Below are 17,282 nucleotides of genomic sequence, written 5' to 3'. Positions count from 1 at the left end.
GATATCCATGCGCCTCACCCCCTGTCCGGCACCGATGCCAGCGCGGCGCGCTCGAACATGGCGCCCATGGCGACCACGACCTTGCGCGGCTCCTCGTACGGGTCGCGCGCATGCGCGGCCAGCATGTTGTCCAGCATGACCACGTCGCCCTGCACCCACTCGAAGCGCACGGCGCATGCTTCATAGGTGCGGCCGACGATATCCATCATCGACGCCGGTATGGTCCCGCCATCGCCGAAATAAACCTGGCGTGGCATCCGCTCGATACCCGCGATACTGAGCAGGTCGGCGCGGACTTCCGGTTCCAGGCAGTGGATGTGATGCAGCTGGACCTGGTTGAAGAAGGCACGCTCGCCGGTGTGCGGATGCGCGATGACGGCCGGGCAGCGCGTGCGCGTCTGCAGCGTGTTGTCGTCCAGCCAACGGAATTCCGTGCCCGCGCGGCGCAGCGTGGCTTCGACGGCCTGGCGATCGTCCGTGCCGAAGAAATGCTGCCAGCTGACATCCAGGCGTTCTGTGAAAGTGCGCACGTACAGCAATCCCCGCCGCTCGAAGGCCTGCACGATGTCCGCCGGCAGCCGGCGCAGCATTTCGCGGCAATCGACGATGGGTGTCGCGCCGCCGACCCGCGCCGGCAGCTCGCAGAAGAACAGCTGCTTGCGCGGCCAGCGTTCCAGATGCGCGCTTTCGTTGTGGTACAGGATCATCTGCTTTTCGGGATAAGGCGTGGAGCGGTAGGTGTTGCGCCCGCCCTCCTTCTTCGGCAGATCGCCGTAGCCGCCGTACAGCGAGGGTTCGATCGCCTCGGCAAAGGCCTCGAACTGCTGCGGCGTGCGCAACGCGAAATCGCGGAACAGGATCCCGCCGTGCCGTTCCAGCAAGGACTCGATCTGCGCGCGCTGCGCCGCCGCCCAGGCGACCGGATCCAGGTCCGGGTCCGTGGCCTGGATCACCAGCGGGAAAGGCCGATCGGCCGTCAGGGGCGCCATGCGGATGGGCGCCTGCGCCGGGCGGCCGAGCGGGCCGGTACGGCGGGCGGATAGCCGATCCAGCTTGGCGCGCCTGGACGAAGCGGGCGCCACGGACGGCATGGATGCGGTGACGGTCGGGGCAGTCATGTCGAACTCCGATAGCGGGGGAATGTCGGCGGCGGACCAGGACCGGCCATCGTCGGCGGCGATTTGGTGCAGGACCTCCGCCCAGATCGCCGCCATCCGCTCGACCGCGGCGGGCGCGAACAGCGCGGTGTCATAGGTCCATTCGATTTCCAGTTCCCGGGCCTGCTCGTGCACGAAGACGGCCAGCTCGAAGCGGGCATGCGAGGCGGGCAGCGGCAAGGGCCGCGCGGCGATACCTGGCAGGTCCAGGGACAGGCGCAGCGTGTTCTGCATGACGAACAGGACCTGCACCAGCGGATTGCGCGCACGGTCCCGCGCCGCGCCCACGGTGTCGACGATGCGGTCGAACGGCACGGCCTGGTGTTCCAAGGCATCCAGCAGCGTCGCCCGCACGCGCGCCAGCCAGGCCGGGAAAGGCGCGCCGTCCAACGCGCGGGAACGAATGGGAAGCAGGTTGACGAAAAAGCCGATCAGCGGCGACAACGCGGGATCTTCCCTGCCCGCCGTATCCGTGCCGACGACGATATCGTCCTGGCCGGCATGGCGATGCAGGGTCATCAGGAACACCGTCATCAGCGCCTGGAACAGCGTGGCCTCGTGGCGCCGGGCCAGGTCCGACAGGCGGCGCGCGAGGCTTCCCGGCACGGTCTGCCTGAACGTCGCCGCGTTCGCGGCATGGTTTCCCGCCCGTTCGCCAGCGTCGCGGCCCGCGGCCGGCGACGACAGCGCCGGGGCATGCGCCAGGTTTTCCCGCCAGTAGTCCAGGCTGCGCGACCAGGCGCCACGCGCTTCCGCGCGGGCGCCGGCGCGGGCATAGTCCGCATACTGCAAGCGTGGCGGCGCGGATTCCCGGCCCGCGTAGTGGGCGCTAAACTCGTCCACGAACACGCCCGCCGACCAGCCGTCGAAAACGATATGGTGCACGACGAGCAGCAGCAGATGGCGATCGGCGGCCAGCCGCAGCAAGCGCGCGCGCAGCAATGGACCGGCGCTCAGATCGAAGGGCTCCTCCGCGTAGCCGGCGGCCATGCGCGCCACCGCATCGTCGGTGCCGACCAGACCGTCACCCTGCCCGGCCACGTCGACCACGGGAACATCGATCCGCAACTCGGACGCGACGCAGGCAAGTGGATTGCCGTCCTCATCGTCCGGATAGGTCGTGCGCAACACCGCATGCCGGGCGACGATGGCCTGGATCGCGGCTTGCACCCGCCCGGCATCCAGCTCGCCATCCAGGTAAAAGGCCACGCCAAGGTTGTAGCGCGCCCGCGCGTCGTCGTCGGCGGCCATGCGGTCCAGCAGCCACAAACGGCGCTGGACCGGCGCCAGCACGCCCTGCGCGGCCGGGTCCGCGCTCTCCATGGCATCCATGGCACCATCCATGCCGTCCGCCGCGCGTGACGCGTTCATCGCATCGATATGCGCGGCGCACTCGGCCAATACCGGATACGTGAACACATCCCGCATGCTCGCCGCGACCCGCCAGCGCATCCTGATGCCCGCGGCCACCCGCACCGCGGATAAAGAACTGCCGCCCAGCTCGAAGAAACGCGCCGTCCTATCGTCGACCACGCATCCCAAGGCCTCGGACCAGATCGCCGCCAAGGCCGCTTCCGTTCCATCCCTGGGCGGCATCGCGGCGGCGTCGCCCGCTTCGCCGCGCACGAAGCGGCCGTGCTCCCGTATCGCGTAGGCGCGCAAGGTCCCGTTGCGCCATCCCGCCCGGGTCGCCGCGCGCTGCAACTTGCCGCTGGATGTCTTGGGCAGGGTGCCGGGCTCCAGCAGCACCGCCACCGACAGGGGCTCGCCGCAGGCCAGCGCCACGGCGCGGCCCAGCGCGCGCGCCAGATGGCCCGGCGTATGGTGCTTGCGCTGCAAGGGCGCGATTTCCACCGCCAGCCCGATGCCCTCGCCGTCCGGCGTTTCCACCGCGAAGGCCGCGACGCGCCCCTTGCGTGCCTGGGGGACTTCCGCCTCGACAACGGCCTCGATGTCCTGCGGATACAGATTGCGCCCGCGCACGATGATCAAGTCCTTGAGGCGGCCGTTGACGTACAGTTCGCCGTCATGCAGGAAACCCAGATCGCCGGTACGCAGCCAGCGCTCGCCATCGCGCGTCGCCAGCGACCGTTCGGTCGCCGCCCGGTTGGCCCAATACCCTTGCGCGATGCTGGGACCGGACGCCCATATTTCTCCCTGGCGGCCATCCGGCATGGGACGCAGCGATTCCGGATCGACAATCGCGACGCGATGCCGGGGCGCGGGCCTGCCGCAGGCGACCAGCCGCCGGCCCTGCGCCGCGGGCCGCGCCCGCCCCGCCGCCAATGCGGCCTCATCGAACACCGTGCATATCGGCGGCTTCGCGGCTTCGCCGCCGGACACGAATAGCGTGGCCTCGGCCAACCCGTAGCACGGGTACAGCGCGGCCGCCGCCAGGCGCGCCTCCGCGCACAGGCGCGCGAATGCGGCCAGCGTGTCCGGATTCACGGGCTCGGCCCCTGAAAACGCAATGCGCCAACTGGACAGATCGAGTCCGCGCAGCTGGTCCGGGCGGATGCGCTCGACACACAGGCGGTAGGCGAAGTCCGGTCCCCCGCTGAAACTGCCCCCGTGACGCGATATCGCCTGCAGCCAGCGCAAGGGCCGTTCCAGGAAATACTTCGGCGACATCAGCACCACGCGCGTGCCCAGGTACAGGCCCTGCAGCAAGCCGCCGATCAGGCCCATGTCGTGATACAGCGGCAGCCATGACACGCACACATCGGACACGCGCGTCCCCATGCCCTCGTGCATGGCCCGCTCATTGGCCATCAGGTTGGCATGGCTGACCATGACGCCCTTGGGGTCGGCCGTCGATCCGGAGGTGTACTGGAGGAATGCGATGCGTCCGGGATCCGATCCCGGTTCCTCGGTCGCATCGAACGCAGCAGATCCATCGGGCCCGTCGATCGCCAGCAAAGGCACGCCATCGAACCACGCCAGCGCATCCGCCAGCACGGCCGCGACGTTCGCCGTGGTCAGCACGCAGCCCGCCTCGCAATCCCGCGCGATCACCTGCAGGCGCCGCAATTCCTGCTCGCGCGCCGGATCCGGCGGAAAGGCGGGCACCGCGATCATGCCGGCATACAGGCAGCCGAAGAAAGCCACCGCATAGTGCTGGTCGTTATCCAGCATCAACAACGCGCGGGCGCCGGGGGACAGCCGCGCTCGCAGCACGGCGGCCAGCCCGCGCGCCGCCGCGTCCAGTTCGGCATAGGTCAGCGATAGCGTCCCGTCGGCATGCTCCACGATCAGCGCGGTGGCATCGCCCCGCGTCCGCGCGTAGTGGCGCAGGCGCGCGTCCAGGCTCGCCGCGTCGGCGCTGCCCTCCGGGAAGGCGCAAGCCGCCATGGACACGTCCGGATGGGACACCACTGCGTTATCGGCGCTGCCGTTCATGCGGCCGCCGCGTCGGTGAACATCAGGGTGCCGTGCGGCTGGGCCATGGCGACCACCACCTTGCGTGGACCGCGGTAAGGCCTGCGCGCGTGGGCCGCCAGCATGTTGTCCAGCATCAGCACATCTCCTTCCTGCCAGGGAAACACCACGGTCTCGGCCTCAAGGGCCGCGCGTATCTCGTCGAACACGCCATCGTCGATCGCCGACCCGTCGGAGTAATAGACATTGCGGGGCATGTGATCCGGTCCCAGCAATTCCTCCAGGGATTCGCGCACATCGGCATCCAGGGCGGACACATGGAACAGATGCGCCTGGTTGAACCAGACCAGCTCCCCGGTCACCGGATGGCGCTCCACCCCCTGGCAGCGCTGCCGCGTGCGCAGACCGTCGTCCGGCAGCCATTCCAGTTCGATGCCCGCGCGGCGGCAATAGGATTCGACGCGCGCCGGGTCGTCCGTGTTGAAGACCTGCTGCCACGGCACATCGAATTCGCCGAAGTTCCGCACGTAGACCAGGCCCCGCGCGAAACGGTCCCGGATCCCGGCGGGAATGCGCCGATAGATCGCGCGGCTGTCGGCGATGGGCGTCTCGCCGCCGGACGGCGCGGCCTGCACGCAGTGGAACCAGATTTTCATCGGCCACTCGCGCGTATAGGCCTGCTCGTTGTGCAGCGGAATATGCTGGTGCGCCGGGTATTCCGTGCTCGTATAGATCCCGGACGACACCGCGCTGCGCGGCGTGGACGCGAATTCGTAGGACAGCAGGGGATGGCCGAAGGCCGCCGCGAAATGCCTGAAGGCCTCCACCGAGCCGACCTCGAAGCCGCGCAGCAGCACGCCGCCAGCGCGCGGCAAGGCCGCATCGATGCGCGCTTGCAGCCAGGGCCAGGCCTGCATCAGCGCTTCGCCTTCATGCCGGGGCGATATCACCACCGGCAATCCGCCATCCGCCGGCCCGGTACGTACGTCTCGTTCCATGATGGATTCCATCGATTCAAAGCGGCGACGCGCCGCCTCGCGGCGCGATCGCATCCGCCAGCCGCGCCGCGACGGCGGCGCGGTCAGGCAAGCGCGGCGGCAAACCCGTACCGCGTCAGCCCCGCATAAGGCCGCAAGGATTGGTCGACCAGCGCCAGGACTTCCTCTTCCCGATGCTTGACGAAGAAATGCCCGCCGTCGAACCACACCTGCCGCGCCTCGGCGTCGGTCTCCTCGCGCCATGCGGCGATCGCGGACGGCGCGATGTCATCGTCACGGCCCGCCAGCACCAGCAGGGGCAAGGCCAGCCGCGCCCGCGGCGTGTGGCGATAGGCGCGGCACATGGCATAGTCGGCCGCCAGGGTATCCAGGGCAAAGCGGCGCAGCCCGCGGCTGCCAAGGACGGCCTCCGGCGTTCCACCCTGCTTGCGCAGATCGGCGACCAGCGCCTGGTCGTTATCCATGCCATCGAAACGCGACGGATCGCGATGCGCCGGCGCGGGACTGCCGGATACGATCAGCAGGCGCGGCGACGGCCGGCCTTGTTCACCGGCGCGCACGGCCATGTGATACGCGATCAAGGCGCCCATGCTGTGGCCGAACAGCGCATAGGGCCCTGCCATATCGGCCGCATGCTCGTCGACCAGGCGGGCGGCGAGCGCCTCGACATCCGCGGCATGCGGCTCGTCCATGCGCACGCCGCGCCCGGGAAGCTCCACCGGCACGATGCGCAGCCAAGGTTCGAGCCGACGCCGCCAGCGCAGGTACATCGTGGCGCTCGCGCCCGCGCAAGGCAGGCATAACAGGGAAACCGCCGGGGACATCATTCCACCGCCGCGGCTTGTTCATCCATGAAGCGGCGCAGCGACAGCGGCCGCATATCGGTCCAGACCTTTTCGACATATGCCAGACATGTCTGCTTGTCACCCTGTATGCCGGTGTCGCGCCAGCCCGCGGGGACGGCCTTGAAATCCGGCCACAACGAGTACTGCTCCTCGTCGTTGACCAGCACGCGCAGGATTGCACCTTCACGATCGAAGCAACTCATGATTTTCCATCCGTGTCGATTGCAGGAATGAGGCGGTCCTGCCCAAGACAGGATTAGCTCTCATTTCCATTGACGAACGACGGGCCGGGGAATTTAGCGGCGGCGGTGCCTGCCGGCACAACGCATTATGAAAACTAAGTGATAAACGTTATCATTACCAAAATCAATCTTCTGATCCCCTTGCGGAGGCAGTCCCATGTCTGGCGACGAGCTGAGCGTGCATCAACGAACGGAAGCGCTGTACTCCCAGCATCAACCCTGGCTCGCGGGTTGGCTCCGGCACAGGATGGGGGGCGAGGACGCCGCCGTCGACCTGGCGCAGGACACCTTCGTGCGCATCCTCACGGCCCGCGACCTGCCGGCCTTGGCCGAACCCCGTGCGTTCCTGGCCACCATCGCGCGTCGGCTGCTGGCCAATCACTACCGGCGCAACGCCATCGAGCGGGCCTATCTGGACGCGCTGGCGCTGGTCCCCGAGGAATACGCGCCGGATCCCGAACAGCGCAAGCTTGTCCTCGAACAACTATATGCCGTCGATGCCGCGCTGGACGCCCTGCCCGCCAAGGTGCGGGAGGCCTTCCTGCTCGCGCAGCTGGAAGGCATGAAGTACGAAGAAATCGCCGCGCGCCTGGGCGTCACGACCCGCACGGTGGGCAACTATATGGTGCGCGCCGTGCAAGCCTGCTTTTTCCTGCAAGAGGGTGCGCGATGAGCCGCGGCGCGCAGCATCCCACCATTCTGTATGCCGGCGGGATACCGCTGGATCCGCGCGTCGCGGAAGAGGCCGCGCGCTGGTACGTGCTGTTCTCGTCGGGACGGGCCACGGACAAAGACCGCCAGGCCTGGGTCGCATGGTGCGCCGCCGATGCCGATCACCAGCGCGCCTGGGCCCAACTGGCCTACGTGGACGACCGTATGAATGCGATCCGCAGCAGGCCCGCCTACGAGGCCCTGAGTCGGGAGCGGCGCAAGGATGCCCGCCGCCGGCTGCTGCGCGGCGCCGCCGGGCTTGCAATCCTGGGCATTCCCACCTTGTGGCTGGTGGACCGCATGCGCCTGCTGCGGATCACGCCGGACTACACCGCGCGCATCGGCGCGCGCCGCGAGATCCTCCTGCAGGACGACAGCCGCGTCGTGCTCAACACGGGCAGCGGCATCGACGTCAATTTCAGCGAGGCCGGGCGCATCGTCACACTGCGGCGGGGCGAAGCCTTCTTCACCACCGGACACGAGCCGGCCTACAGCCGAATTCCCTTCCTGGTGCATACCGTCGCGGGCACCATCCGGGCGCTGGGCACGCGCTTCAATGTCCGCCTGGATGACGACCGCGCCACCGTGGCCGTCTACGAAGGCCAGGTCAGCGTGAACGCCGGCAACGGCGCGCAGCCCGCCTATCTGCAGGCCGGCCGCATGGCCACCTTTTCTCGTGCCGGGCTGGGCCCGGTACGCGGCGTCGCGCCGGGCACCGATGCCTGGCTGCAGGGCCGGATCGCGGCGGACAACGTCAGCCTGGCGGACTTTCTCGCCGAACTCAGCCGCTATCGCCACGGCTACATCACCTGTGATGCCGCCGCCGGGCGCATGCGCCTGTCGGGCCTTTTTCCCACGGACGATACCGACCGCGTGCTGGATGCGATCAGCGGCCTGCTGCCCATCGCCATCACGCGACGGACGCCCTACTGGATAGAAGTCTCCGCGCGCCGTCCCGCATAAGGACACGCCCCGGCCGTTCCTCGGCAAAAAGATCGCCCTCACGCGGCGCCGGCAAGCCCGCTCGCTGCCCGCCGGGGGCTTTTTTGCCGTGGGGCGGCCCGACGGCAAAAAAAAACTGCTGGCACTTTCCGGTTTTCGGATGGCCGCGTGTCCTCTATGCACGGACGGCCCGGAATCGGGTCGACAACGGAACCTGACGTCATGACGAGGAGAGGCGATGCACAGTCTCGCTACGGGAAATCCTGGCCGTATTCCGCCCTGGACCGGCTCGTGACCGCTGCCCTGATCGCCGGGCTGGCCTGGGCCGGCCCTTCCGGACGCGCGCACGCCCAGGGCCTGCCTCCGCAGGATGGCGCCCGCCCCGTGGACGGCGCATCCGCTGGACATCGTCCGGCCACGCCGGAAGCCACCGGACTTCGCCCGGCCGCCCCGGCCAGCCGGCGCTTCGATGTCGCGCCGGATCGCCTGGCGCGCGTCCTGCAGGACATCGCCAGCCAGGGCGGCGTATTGCTCTACTTCGATCCGGCACTCGTCGGCGACGCGCGCAGCGACGGCCTGCAAGGCCGCTACACCCTGGACCAGGCGTTCGCCGCGGTCTTGCTGGACCGCGGGCTGGAAGCGCGCCAGGAGCCGCCCGGCAGCTACCACATCGTCCGCATCCCGACGAACACCGCCGCGGTGCTGCCCACCGTCATCGTGCAAGCCAGCACGTCGACCGACGCCGACCCTTTCGTCGCCAGGCAGACCGCCACGGGCACGAAAACCGAGACCAGCCTGCTGGCCAACCCGCAATCCGTTTCGGTCATCACGCAACGTGAAATGCAGGCGCGCAATAGCGGTTCGGTGGTGCAGGCGCTGCAGTACACGCCGGGGGTCCAGATCAACAACTACGGCGGCAATGAAATCCGCAACGACTGGATCGTGCTGCGCGGCTTCGATGCCAAGCTCAGCGGCGATTACCGCGATGGCCTGAGCCAAATGCCGTACGACCAGATCCGGCCACGCCTGCCGGTCTACGCCCTGGAAAGCATCGAGGTGCTGCGTGGGCCGTCGTCCTCGCTCTACGGCCAGGTCTCCGCCGGCGGCCTGGTCAACCGCACGACCAAGCGTCCGCCCGACCAGCCCTTGCACGAGGTCGCCGTGGAAGTCGGGTCCTACGATTACCGCCAGGCCTACCTGGACCTGGGCGGTCCCATCGATGCGCAAGGGTCGTCCCTGTATCGCCTGACCGCCACCGGCCGCGAAGCCGGCACCCAGGACGAATACACCAGCGGCCACCGCTACCGCGACAATCTGGCCTACGTGGCGCCGGCCTACACATGGCGGTCGGCCAATACCTCCCTCACGCTGCTGCTGAACTACCAGCACGATCGCAACGACGGCGAATCGCGCGGCTATTACCCCCGGCGCACGCTGGTGGGCGACTACGCCTACGACGACTACGACCGCAACCTCGCCAGCATCGGCTATCAATTCGAACACCGCTTGAACCGCGCATGGACGGCACGCCAGAACCTGCGCTACCAGCATGGCGACATGACGCTGCGCAACCTGTACCCGCTGGCGCTGCAGCCCGACGGCAAGACCTTGTCGCGCTATCTGGTCGACGCCCGCGAATCCATGCATGGCCTGGCGGTGGACAGCCAGCTGGAAGGCCGCTTCGACGACGCGGCGCAAGGCAGCCATACCTTGCTGCTGGGCATCGATTATCGGCGGGTAGTCGGCTGGCAGACCTACAAGCAAGGCCCGGCCCCCGACCTGGACCTGGACGATCCCGTCTACGGGCTGCATTTGCCGCTGCCCGGTACGCTCGCGACCTTTCTGGACATGAAGCAGACCAGCACGCAATGGGGCCTCTACGCCCAGGACCAGATCCGCTACGGCGACTGGACGGTGACCTTGTCCGGCCGCCACGATCGCGTGGACAACGACACGATCGATCATTTCCAGGGGACCCGTACCGCCCAGAACGATAGCGCCTACACCGGCCGCGCGGGACTGGCCTACGAGATCGTCCCCGGCGTATCGCCCTACGTCAGCTACGCCACGTCCTTTTTGCCGCAGCTTGGCGCGGACTACGCCGGGACGCCCTTCACGCCGGCCAGGGCCGCGCAGGTCGAAGCGGGCGTGAAGGTTCAGCCGCCCGATATGGATGCGCTGTACACCCTGGCGGTTTTCGACCTGCGCCAGCGCGATGGGCTGACCGCCGACCCGCTGCATGACGGATTCGAGGTACAGACCGGCGAAGTCCGCTCGCGCGGCCTGGAATTGCAGGGCAAGGCGACGCTGGCGCGCCGTTGGGACGTGCTGGCCGCCTACACCTACAACGATGTCACCACCGTGCGCAGCAACGACGGCGGCCAGGGGAAGACGCCGATCGTCACTCCGCGCCACATGGCGTCACTGTGGGTGCAGCACCGCTTTACCGACGGCTACGCCAAGGGCTGGCGAGCCGCGCTGGGCGTGCGCTACGTCGGCTCCACCTGGATCGACGTGCAGAACACGATGAAGAACTCGGCCGCCACGATGCTGGATGCGTCGCTGGGCTATGAAACCGGCCGATGGCGCTTCTCTATCGATGCAACGAACCTGACGAACAAAGAAACGGTGGTCTGTCGCAACGACCGGCTCAATTGCCGATACGGCATAGACAGAACGGTCATGGCCACCGCGGCCTACCGTTACTGACCCGTATCGCGAGCCGGCAAACCGAGCCTATCCGCAAGGAGTATCCATGCAGAAAGAGACACCGGCCGCCGAATCGCTGGCGGCGCTGTACATGGTCCATCAGCCCAGGCTGCTGCGCGCCGCGCTGCGCATCCTGGGCTCGACGGAATTGGCCGATGACGTGGTCCAGGACACCTACCTGAAACTGCTCGAAGGCCCTCCCCTATCGACCATACGCGAGCCCGTCGCCTACCTGTTCCAGACCGTCCGCCACCTTGCCATCGATTACCACCGCCGCCGCGCGCTGGAACACCGCCTGTTCACCGAAGAAGGGGACGGCGAGCACGTCACCACCACCGACGGCGCCGACAACATCGTGATCAGCCAGCAGGCGCTGTCCATGGCCAGCGCCGCGCTCGCGGGCCTTTCGGCGCGCACGCGGCGCGCCTTCGAGCTATACCGCATCGAAGGACATACGCAGCGCGATATCGCCCGCGACCTGGGCGTATCGGCCACGCTGGTCAATTTCATGATCCGGGACGCGCATCTGGCACTGACATCCTGCAGGGAGTGCCTGCTGCCCGGCTGACGCGTGCCGCGTGTGACATCCCGACGACAGCGCATCTGTTAACGTTGAGGGTGCGCCGTTACGGCGCTCCAACATACGAGGTGTCGCCATGCAACGCAATTTCGATCTGGTCGTAACCATCCTGGGCGCGTTCCGCGATGCGGAAGCGTCGGCGCTGAGCGGCCGCGACGTGACGGCCGCCGTACAGGAGCTCGATATCGATGACGCCACGCCGGAGGAAGTCAGCCATCATCTGGAGCTGCTTGCCGATGCCGGCCTGATCAAGAAGCTGACGGAAAGCACCACCGGCCAGGACGCCATCTGGCGTATCACCTGGAAGGGCTACGACGCGCTGGAACAGGACGAGGAAGACGAAGAGGACGAAGAGGACGATGACGTCGACCTGGACGACTGACCTCGCGGCCATCGCTCTGGAATCGCCACGCCAGCACGATGTGCTGGCGCTGCTCGCGCAGGCCGATGCCTACCTGCACGGGCTCTACCCGCCGGAAAGCAATCACATCCTGGATCCGGGCGCGCTGGAGCAACCGGGCATCGATTTCTTCGTGGCCCGCCGCGATGGCGCCGCGCTGGGATGCTGCGCCCTGGTGCCCGCGCTGGACGGCAGCGCGGAAATCAAGCGCATGTTCGTCGCGCCGGAAGCGCGCGGCGCCAAACTGGGCCGCCGCCTCCTGCAACGCCTGGAAAGCCGGGCCCGCGAGCGCGGTATTGCAGTCCTGCGTTTGGAAACCGGCATCTACCAGCCGGAAGCCCTGGGCCTGTACCGGTCCGGCGGCTACCGCGACATCGCGCCTTTCGGCGACTACCTGCCGGACCCGCTCAGCGTCTTCATGGAAAAATCGCTGGGCCCGGACTGACAACGCACGCGGGGCCTCGCACCTTCCGGTTGCGAGGCCCCGCGTCCTGTCGATACCGCGGCCCGGTCAGGCGGCCAGACGGTTCTCGATACGCTGCTTGGTGTCCGGCAGAGACTTGGGCAGGCGATAGGCCAACTGCTTGAACAGCTCATCGTGCAGCGCCAGCTCGTCGCGCCATGCATCCGCGTCGATCGACGACACCAGCTCGTACTTGCCGGCGCCGAACTCCAGGCCGTTCCAGTCCAGGTCCTCGTAGCGCGGCGACACGCCGAAGACATGTTCCTGGCCATCGGCCTTGCCTTCGATACGCTGCAGCATCCACTTCAACACGCGCATGTTTTCGCCGAAACCCGGCCAGACGAACTTGCCGTCCGGTCCCTTGCGGAACCAGTTGACGCAGTAGAAGCGCGGCAGCGTCGCGCCGGTCTTGCGCAGCTTTTCGCCCAGGTCCAGCCAGTGCTGGAAGTAATCGCTCATGTTGTAGCCGCAGAAGGGCAGCATGGCGAAGGGATCGCGCCGTACGACGCCCTGCTGGCCGGCCGCGGCCGCGGTGGTCTCCGACCCCATGGTGGCGGCCATATAGACGCCCTCTTCCCAATTGCGGGCCTCGGTCACCAGCGGCACGGTCGTGGACCGGCGGCCGCCGAAGATGAAGGCATCGATAACCACGCCCTGCGGATTCTCCCATTCGGAATCGATGGAAGGACACTGCGAAGCCGGCGCCGTGAAACGTGCGTTCGGATGCGCCGCCTTGCGGCCGGTTTCCTTGGCGATCTGCGGGGTCCAGTCATTGCCCTGCCAGTCGATCAGGTGCGCGGGCGCCTGTTCGGTCATGCCTTCCCACCAGACGTCGCCGTCGTCGGTCAACGCGACGTTGGTGAAGATGCAGTTCGCCTTCAGCGTCGCCATGGCGTTGGGGTTGGTCTTCTCGCCCGTGCCGGGCGCCACGCCGAAATAGCCGGCTTCCGGGTTGATGGCGTGCAGCTTGCCGTCCTTGCTGGGCTTGATCCACGCGATATCGTCGCCGATGGTGGTGACCTTCCAGCCGTCCAGCCCTTGCGGGGGAATAAGCATGGCGAAGTTGGTCTTGCCGCAGGCCGACGGGAACGCCGCCGCGACGTGATGCTTCTTGCCTTCGGGCGAAGTCACGCCCAGGATCAGCATGTGCTCGGCCAGCCAGCCTTCGTCATGTCCCATGGTGGACGCGATGCGCAAAGCGAAGCACTTCTTGCCCAGCAGCGCGTTGCCGCCGTAGCCCGAGCCGTAGCTCCAGATTTCGCGGGTCGCGGGGTAATGGACAATGTATTTGGTCGGGTTGCAAGGCCAGGGCACATCGGCCTGGCCGTGGGCCAGGGGCGCGCCCACGGTATGCACGCAGGGCACGAACTCGCCGTCGTCGCCCAGGATGTCGTACACCTTGCTGCCCATGCGCGTCATGATGCGCATGCTGACCACCACGTACGGGCTGTCGGTCAGCTCGACGCCGATGTGCGAAATCGGCGATCCGAGCGGTCCCATGGAAAACGGCACGACATACAAGGTGCGGCCGCGCATCGCGCCGTCGAACAGCTTGTTCAGCGTCGCGCGCATGTCGGCGGGCGCCGCCCAGTTATTGTTGGGACCGGCATCGGCCTTGTCCTCGGTGCAGATGAAGGTGCGATCCTCCACGCGGGCAACGTCGCCGGGATCGGACCACGCCAGATAGGAGTTCGGCCGCTTCTCCGGATTCAGGCGGCGCAGCGTGCCGGCCTGGACCATCTGCTCGCACAGCCGGTCGTATTCCTCTTGCGAACCATCACACCAGACCACGCGATCGGGCTTGGCCAGCGCCACGAATTCGCCGACCCAATCGACGAGTTTACGGTGCCGCACATAAGCCGGCACATCGAGTGCGGCTACGAGTCCATCGAGCGGTCGGTTCATACTCTATCTCCTGATTTATTGATGAATCGTCAATCTTTCGCGGCGCCGTTGCACCGATAGGCGCCGTCATCGGCGCGTCATGAAAAACGCGCATGCCGGCGCTCGTTTATCCGTCGATCATACCCGCCCGGGGCATGGCCTAGTCAACCCGACCACATGGCCGAAGGAAGAAGCCAGGAAGGATACGAGGCCTGCCAGCCGGCGTTCGTCTCTGGAAGTGTCAAATTGAGGCGAGGAGTCACACAGTGACCGGACGGCAGCGTGGTCGGCCAAGCGGCGGAGGATGCGCACCGGTGCCCCCCAATGCCAGGACCAGGGGTAACACCGGGCGACGCCAATAGCGGCCTGGCCGGCCGCCCTATCCGCCCTATCGGCTGGCGGCTGCCCGCTGCTGCGCCTCCCGCAGACGCTGCTCGTCCGCGGCCGTCAGCCTGGGCGGGTCGAGGGTGACGGTCACCTTGCCGATGGTGCCGGTAAAGCGGAACGGCACCTGATAGTCCTGGTCCACCACCGGCGTGCCCGTATCGGACCCGATGTCGAAGGTTTCGTCCCAAGGCAGGGTCATGGGAACGGTTTTCTGCATCGCGTGGGTGGCGACGGTCTTCCCGTCCACGGAAAACACCCCCGTGCCGGATCGGCCGACACCGCTCAGATCGTTGAACGCCAGGGTCCCGTATCCGAGTCCGTCGTAACGGAAGTCGTATTCCAGCCTGTGCTTGCCCGGCGCAAGGACATCCGGCGCCTCCCAGCGCACCGTCTCCAGGCCGAGCAGGTTCCATACGAAAACCGGCCTGCCCCGCAGCAGGTACATCCCGTAGCCGCCGAAGCGCCCGCCGTCCGTGACGATGACGCCCTCCGCGCCGCCCGCCGGCACGTCGACCTCGGCCACGATGGTGTACGAGGTATTCAGTACGCTGGGCGCCGTGCCCCGGGGCAGGCCCGTCAGCGGCGCCGCGACGGTGAAGGAACGCCGCCCGCCGGTCACGGACGGCCGCGGCTCCACCATCCGGGTGACCACCGACGCATCGAGCGGCAATACCTGATAACGGGCGAATTCCGCGAACATCAGGTCTTTCATCTCGCTGACCTTGTCGGGATGCGCGGCGGCGACGTCATGGGCCTGCGACCAGTCCTTGCTGGTGTCGAACAGCTCGAAACGATAGGCACTGGCCGGATTCTGGATAGACGTGCCGACCAGGTTCCACGGCGGCCGCGTCGGGACCGCGCTGAGCATCCAGCCGTTGTCGTACAGCCCCTGCACCCCCATCATCTCGAAGTATTGCGTGCGGTGAGGCGACCGCGCGCCGGCGTTGGCCTTGTCGAAGGCGTACATCATGCTGACGCCTTCGATAGGCTTCTGCGCGATCCCGTCCACCATTACCGGCGCGGGAATGCCGCTGGCCTGCAGCAGTGTGGGCACCACATCGATGACGTGATGGAACTGGTTGCGGACACCGCCCTTGTCCTTGATGACGCGGGGCCAGGAAACCGCCATGCCCTGGCGCGTGCCGCCAAAGTAGGACGGTACCTGCTTGGTCCAGCGGAACGGCGTATCGAAGGCCCAGGCCCAAGGTACCGCCATGTGGTTGTACGTGTACTGCGAACCCCAGGCGTCGTAGTACTTCATCTGCTCGGCCACCGGCACCTCGACGCCATTGAACTGCAGTATTTCGTTGGGCGTGCCGTTGGGCGATCCTTCCGCCGACGCGCCGTTGTCGCCGCTGATGTAGATGATCAGCGTATTGTCCAGCCGGCCCGATTTGTCGACCGCATCGATCACCCGGCCGATTTCGTGATCGGTATAGGCCAGATAGGCCGCGTAGACCTCGGCCTGGCGGATATACAGTTTTTTCTCTTCGTCCGAGAGGCCGTCCCAGCGTTTGAGCAGATCGTCCGGCCAGTCGGTCAGCACCGTATCCGCGGGAATGACGCCGAGTTTTTTCTGGTTCTCGAAGATCTGCTCGCGCAGCGCGTTCCATCCTTTGTCGAACAGATGCATATCACGGATCCTGGCGATCCATTCCGGCGTCGGATGATGCGGGGAATGCGTGCCGCCGGGAACGTAGTAAAGGAAGAACGGCATCGCGGGATTGATGGCATCGAGCTGGGACAGCCATTGGATCGCCTCGTCGGCCATCGCGGTGGTCAGGTTCCATCCCGGATGTCCCACATAGGGATAGATCGCGGTGGTATTGCGGAACAGGTTGGGTTCCCACTGGCTGGCATCGCCGCCGACGAATCCGTAGAAATAGTCGAATCCCATGCCGATCGGCCACTGGTCGAACGGGCCGATCGCGCTGGCCGTCCAACTGGGCGTATTGTGGTCCTTGCCGAACCAGGATGTGCGATAGCCGTTGTCGCGCAGGATGCGGCCGATGGTGGCGCTGTCCCTGCCGATCACGCTGTCATAGCCTGGGTATCCCGACGCGCCCTCCGAAATGACGCCGAAACCCACCGAATGGTGATTGCGGCCCGTAATCAACGCGGCGCGCGTGGGCGAACACAGCGCGGTCGAATGGAAATTGGTGAACCGCAGGCCGTTGTTCGCGATGCGGTCCAGCGCCGGCGTGGGGATGACACCGCCGAAAGTGGACGGCGCGCCGAAGCCCACGTCGTCGGTCATGATCAGCAGGACATTGGGCGCGCCCTGCGGCGGCACGACGCGCGCCGGCCACGCGGGGGTCGACTGCGCGGCATTGAGCTCGATGCGTCCGCCGAACTTCGGCGGCGGCGGCGGCAGGTAGCGTCCATCGATGGTGGTCGTCGCGTCCGGCGAACCCGGCTCGGCGCCAGCCGCTTCCCGATTGGATTCGACCGGAGACCCGATCTGCTGGGCGCCCGGCTGTCCGGCCATGCCCGCCGCCAGAACGACGGCCGCGGCATACAGGAATTGGCGAGTTTTCATGTCAGCCTCCCGGACCATGCCGGACGCGGCCAATAAGGATCGGAACC

At 67.1% G+C, this 17,282-nt stretch carries 12 protein-coding genes; 6 read left to right on the top strand and 6 right to left on the bottom strand.

Annotation, left to right across the window (positions count from 1 at the left end; all coding sequences use genetic code 11):
• Positions 1-14: 14 nt before the first annotated feature.
• From CAL28_RS11990 to CAL28_RS11975, 4 genes are all read right to left on the bottom strand, one after another.
• Entirely contained in the window at positions 15-4,556 is a 4,542-nt protein-coding gene (locus CAL28_RS11990) for a condensation domain-containing protein (RefSeq protein ID WP_094841592.1), read from the bottom strand.
• Positions 4,553-5,545, bottom strand: coding sequence for a TauD/TfdA family dioxygenase (locus CAL28_RS11985; protein ID WP_094844572.1), 993 nt, complete (start codon positions 5,543-5,545; stop codon positions 4,553-4,555). The genes CAL28_RS11990 and CAL28_RS11985 overlap by 4 nt, the downstream gene beginning before the upstream one ends.
• 71 nt (positions 5,546-5,616) lie before the next feature.
• Entirely contained in the window at positions 5,617-6,357 is a 741-nt protein-coding gene (locus tag CAL28_RS11980) for a thioesterase II family protein (RefSeq protein WP_094841591.1), read from the bottom strand.
• On the bottom strand, positions 6,357-6,581 hold the full coding sequence (locus tag CAL28_RS11975) for an MbtH family protein (RefSeq protein ID WP_094841590.1): 225 nt from the start codon (positions 6,579-6,581) through the stop codon (positions 6,357-6,359). Before CAL28_RS11975 ends, CAL28_RS11980 begins: the two co-directional genes overlap by 1 nt.
• 196 nt (positions 6,582-6,777) lie before the next feature.
• Between CAL28_RS11975 and CAL28_RS11970 the strand changes: the two genes are divergently transcribed.
• From CAL28_RS11970 to CAL28_RS11945, 6 genes are all read left to right on the top strand, one after another.
• The gene (locus CAL28_RS11970) at positions 6,778-7,293 is read left to right on the top strand and encodes a sigma-70 family RNA polymerase sigma factor (protein ID WP_094841589.1); all 516 of its coding nucleotides are present in this window, start codon (positions 6,778-6,780) and stop codon (positions 7,291-7,293) included.
• A complete protein-coding gene (locus CAL28_RS11965) occupies positions 7,290-8,294 on the top strand; it encodes a FecR family protein (protein WP_094841588.1) in 1,005 nt (334 codons plus the stop codon). The genes CAL28_RS11970 and CAL28_RS11965 overlap by 4 nt, the downstream gene beginning before the upstream one ends.
• A 270-nt stretch (positions 8,295-8,564) precedes the next feature.
• Positions 8,565-10,982 carry a TonB-dependent siderophore receptor gene (locus CAL28_RS11960; protein WP_254926098.1) on the top strand — a complete coding sequence of 806 codons (2,418 nt, stop codon included), beginning with the start codon at positions 8,565-8,567 and terminating at the stop codon, positions 10,980-10,982.
• A 46-nt stretch (positions 10,983-11,028) separates the two neighbouring features.
• Positions 11,029-11,550, top strand: a complete 522-nt coding sequence (locus tag CAL28_RS11955; RefSeq protein ID WP_094841586.1) for a sigma-70 family RNA polymerase sigma factor — start codon at positions 11,029-11,031, stop codon at positions 11,548-11,550.
• Positions 11,551-11,638: 88 nt separating this feature from the next.
• Positions 11,639-11,944 (top strand): DUF2513 domain-containing protein, encoded by a 306-nt coding sequence (locus CAL28_RS11950; RefSeq protein ID WP_094841585.1) that lies wholly within the window; start codon positions 11,639-11,641, stop codon positions 11,942-11,944.
• A complete protein-coding gene (locus tag CAL28_RS11945; protein WP_094841584.1) occupies positions 11,922-12,407 on the top strand; it encodes a GNAT family N-acetyltransferase in 486 nt (161 codons plus the stop codon). The genes CAL28_RS11950 and CAL28_RS11945 overlap by 23 nt, the downstream gene beginning before the upstream one ends.
• 66 nt (positions 12,408-12,473) lie before the next feature.
• On the opposite strand, the gene CAL28_RS11940 is transcribed toward CAL28_RS11945, so the two are convergent.
• Positions 12,474-14,330, bottom strand: a complete 1,857-nt coding sequence (locus tag CAL28_RS11940; RefSeq protein ID WP_094841583.1) for a phosphoenolpyruvate carboxykinase (GTP) — start codon at positions 14,328-14,330, stop codon at positions 12,474-12,476.
• A gap of 367 nt (positions 14,331-14,697) precedes the next feature.
• Positions 14,698-17,235, bottom strand: coding sequence for an arylsulfatase (locus CAL28_RS11935; protein WP_217906563.1), 2,538 nt, complete (start codon positions 17,233-17,235; stop codon positions 14,698-14,700).
• Positions 17,236-17,282 lie beyond the last annotated feature (47 nt).

Source organism: Bordetella genomosp. 11 (genome assembly GCF_002261215.1).
In the GTDB taxonomy this organism is placed as follows: domain Bacteria; phylum Pseudomonadota; class Gammaproteobacteria; order Burkholderiales; family Burkholderiaceae_B; genus Bordetella_C.
The sequence above is the reverse complement of the archived record's forward strand: the minus strand, read 5'-3'. Positions and strand labels throughout refer to the sequence as shown.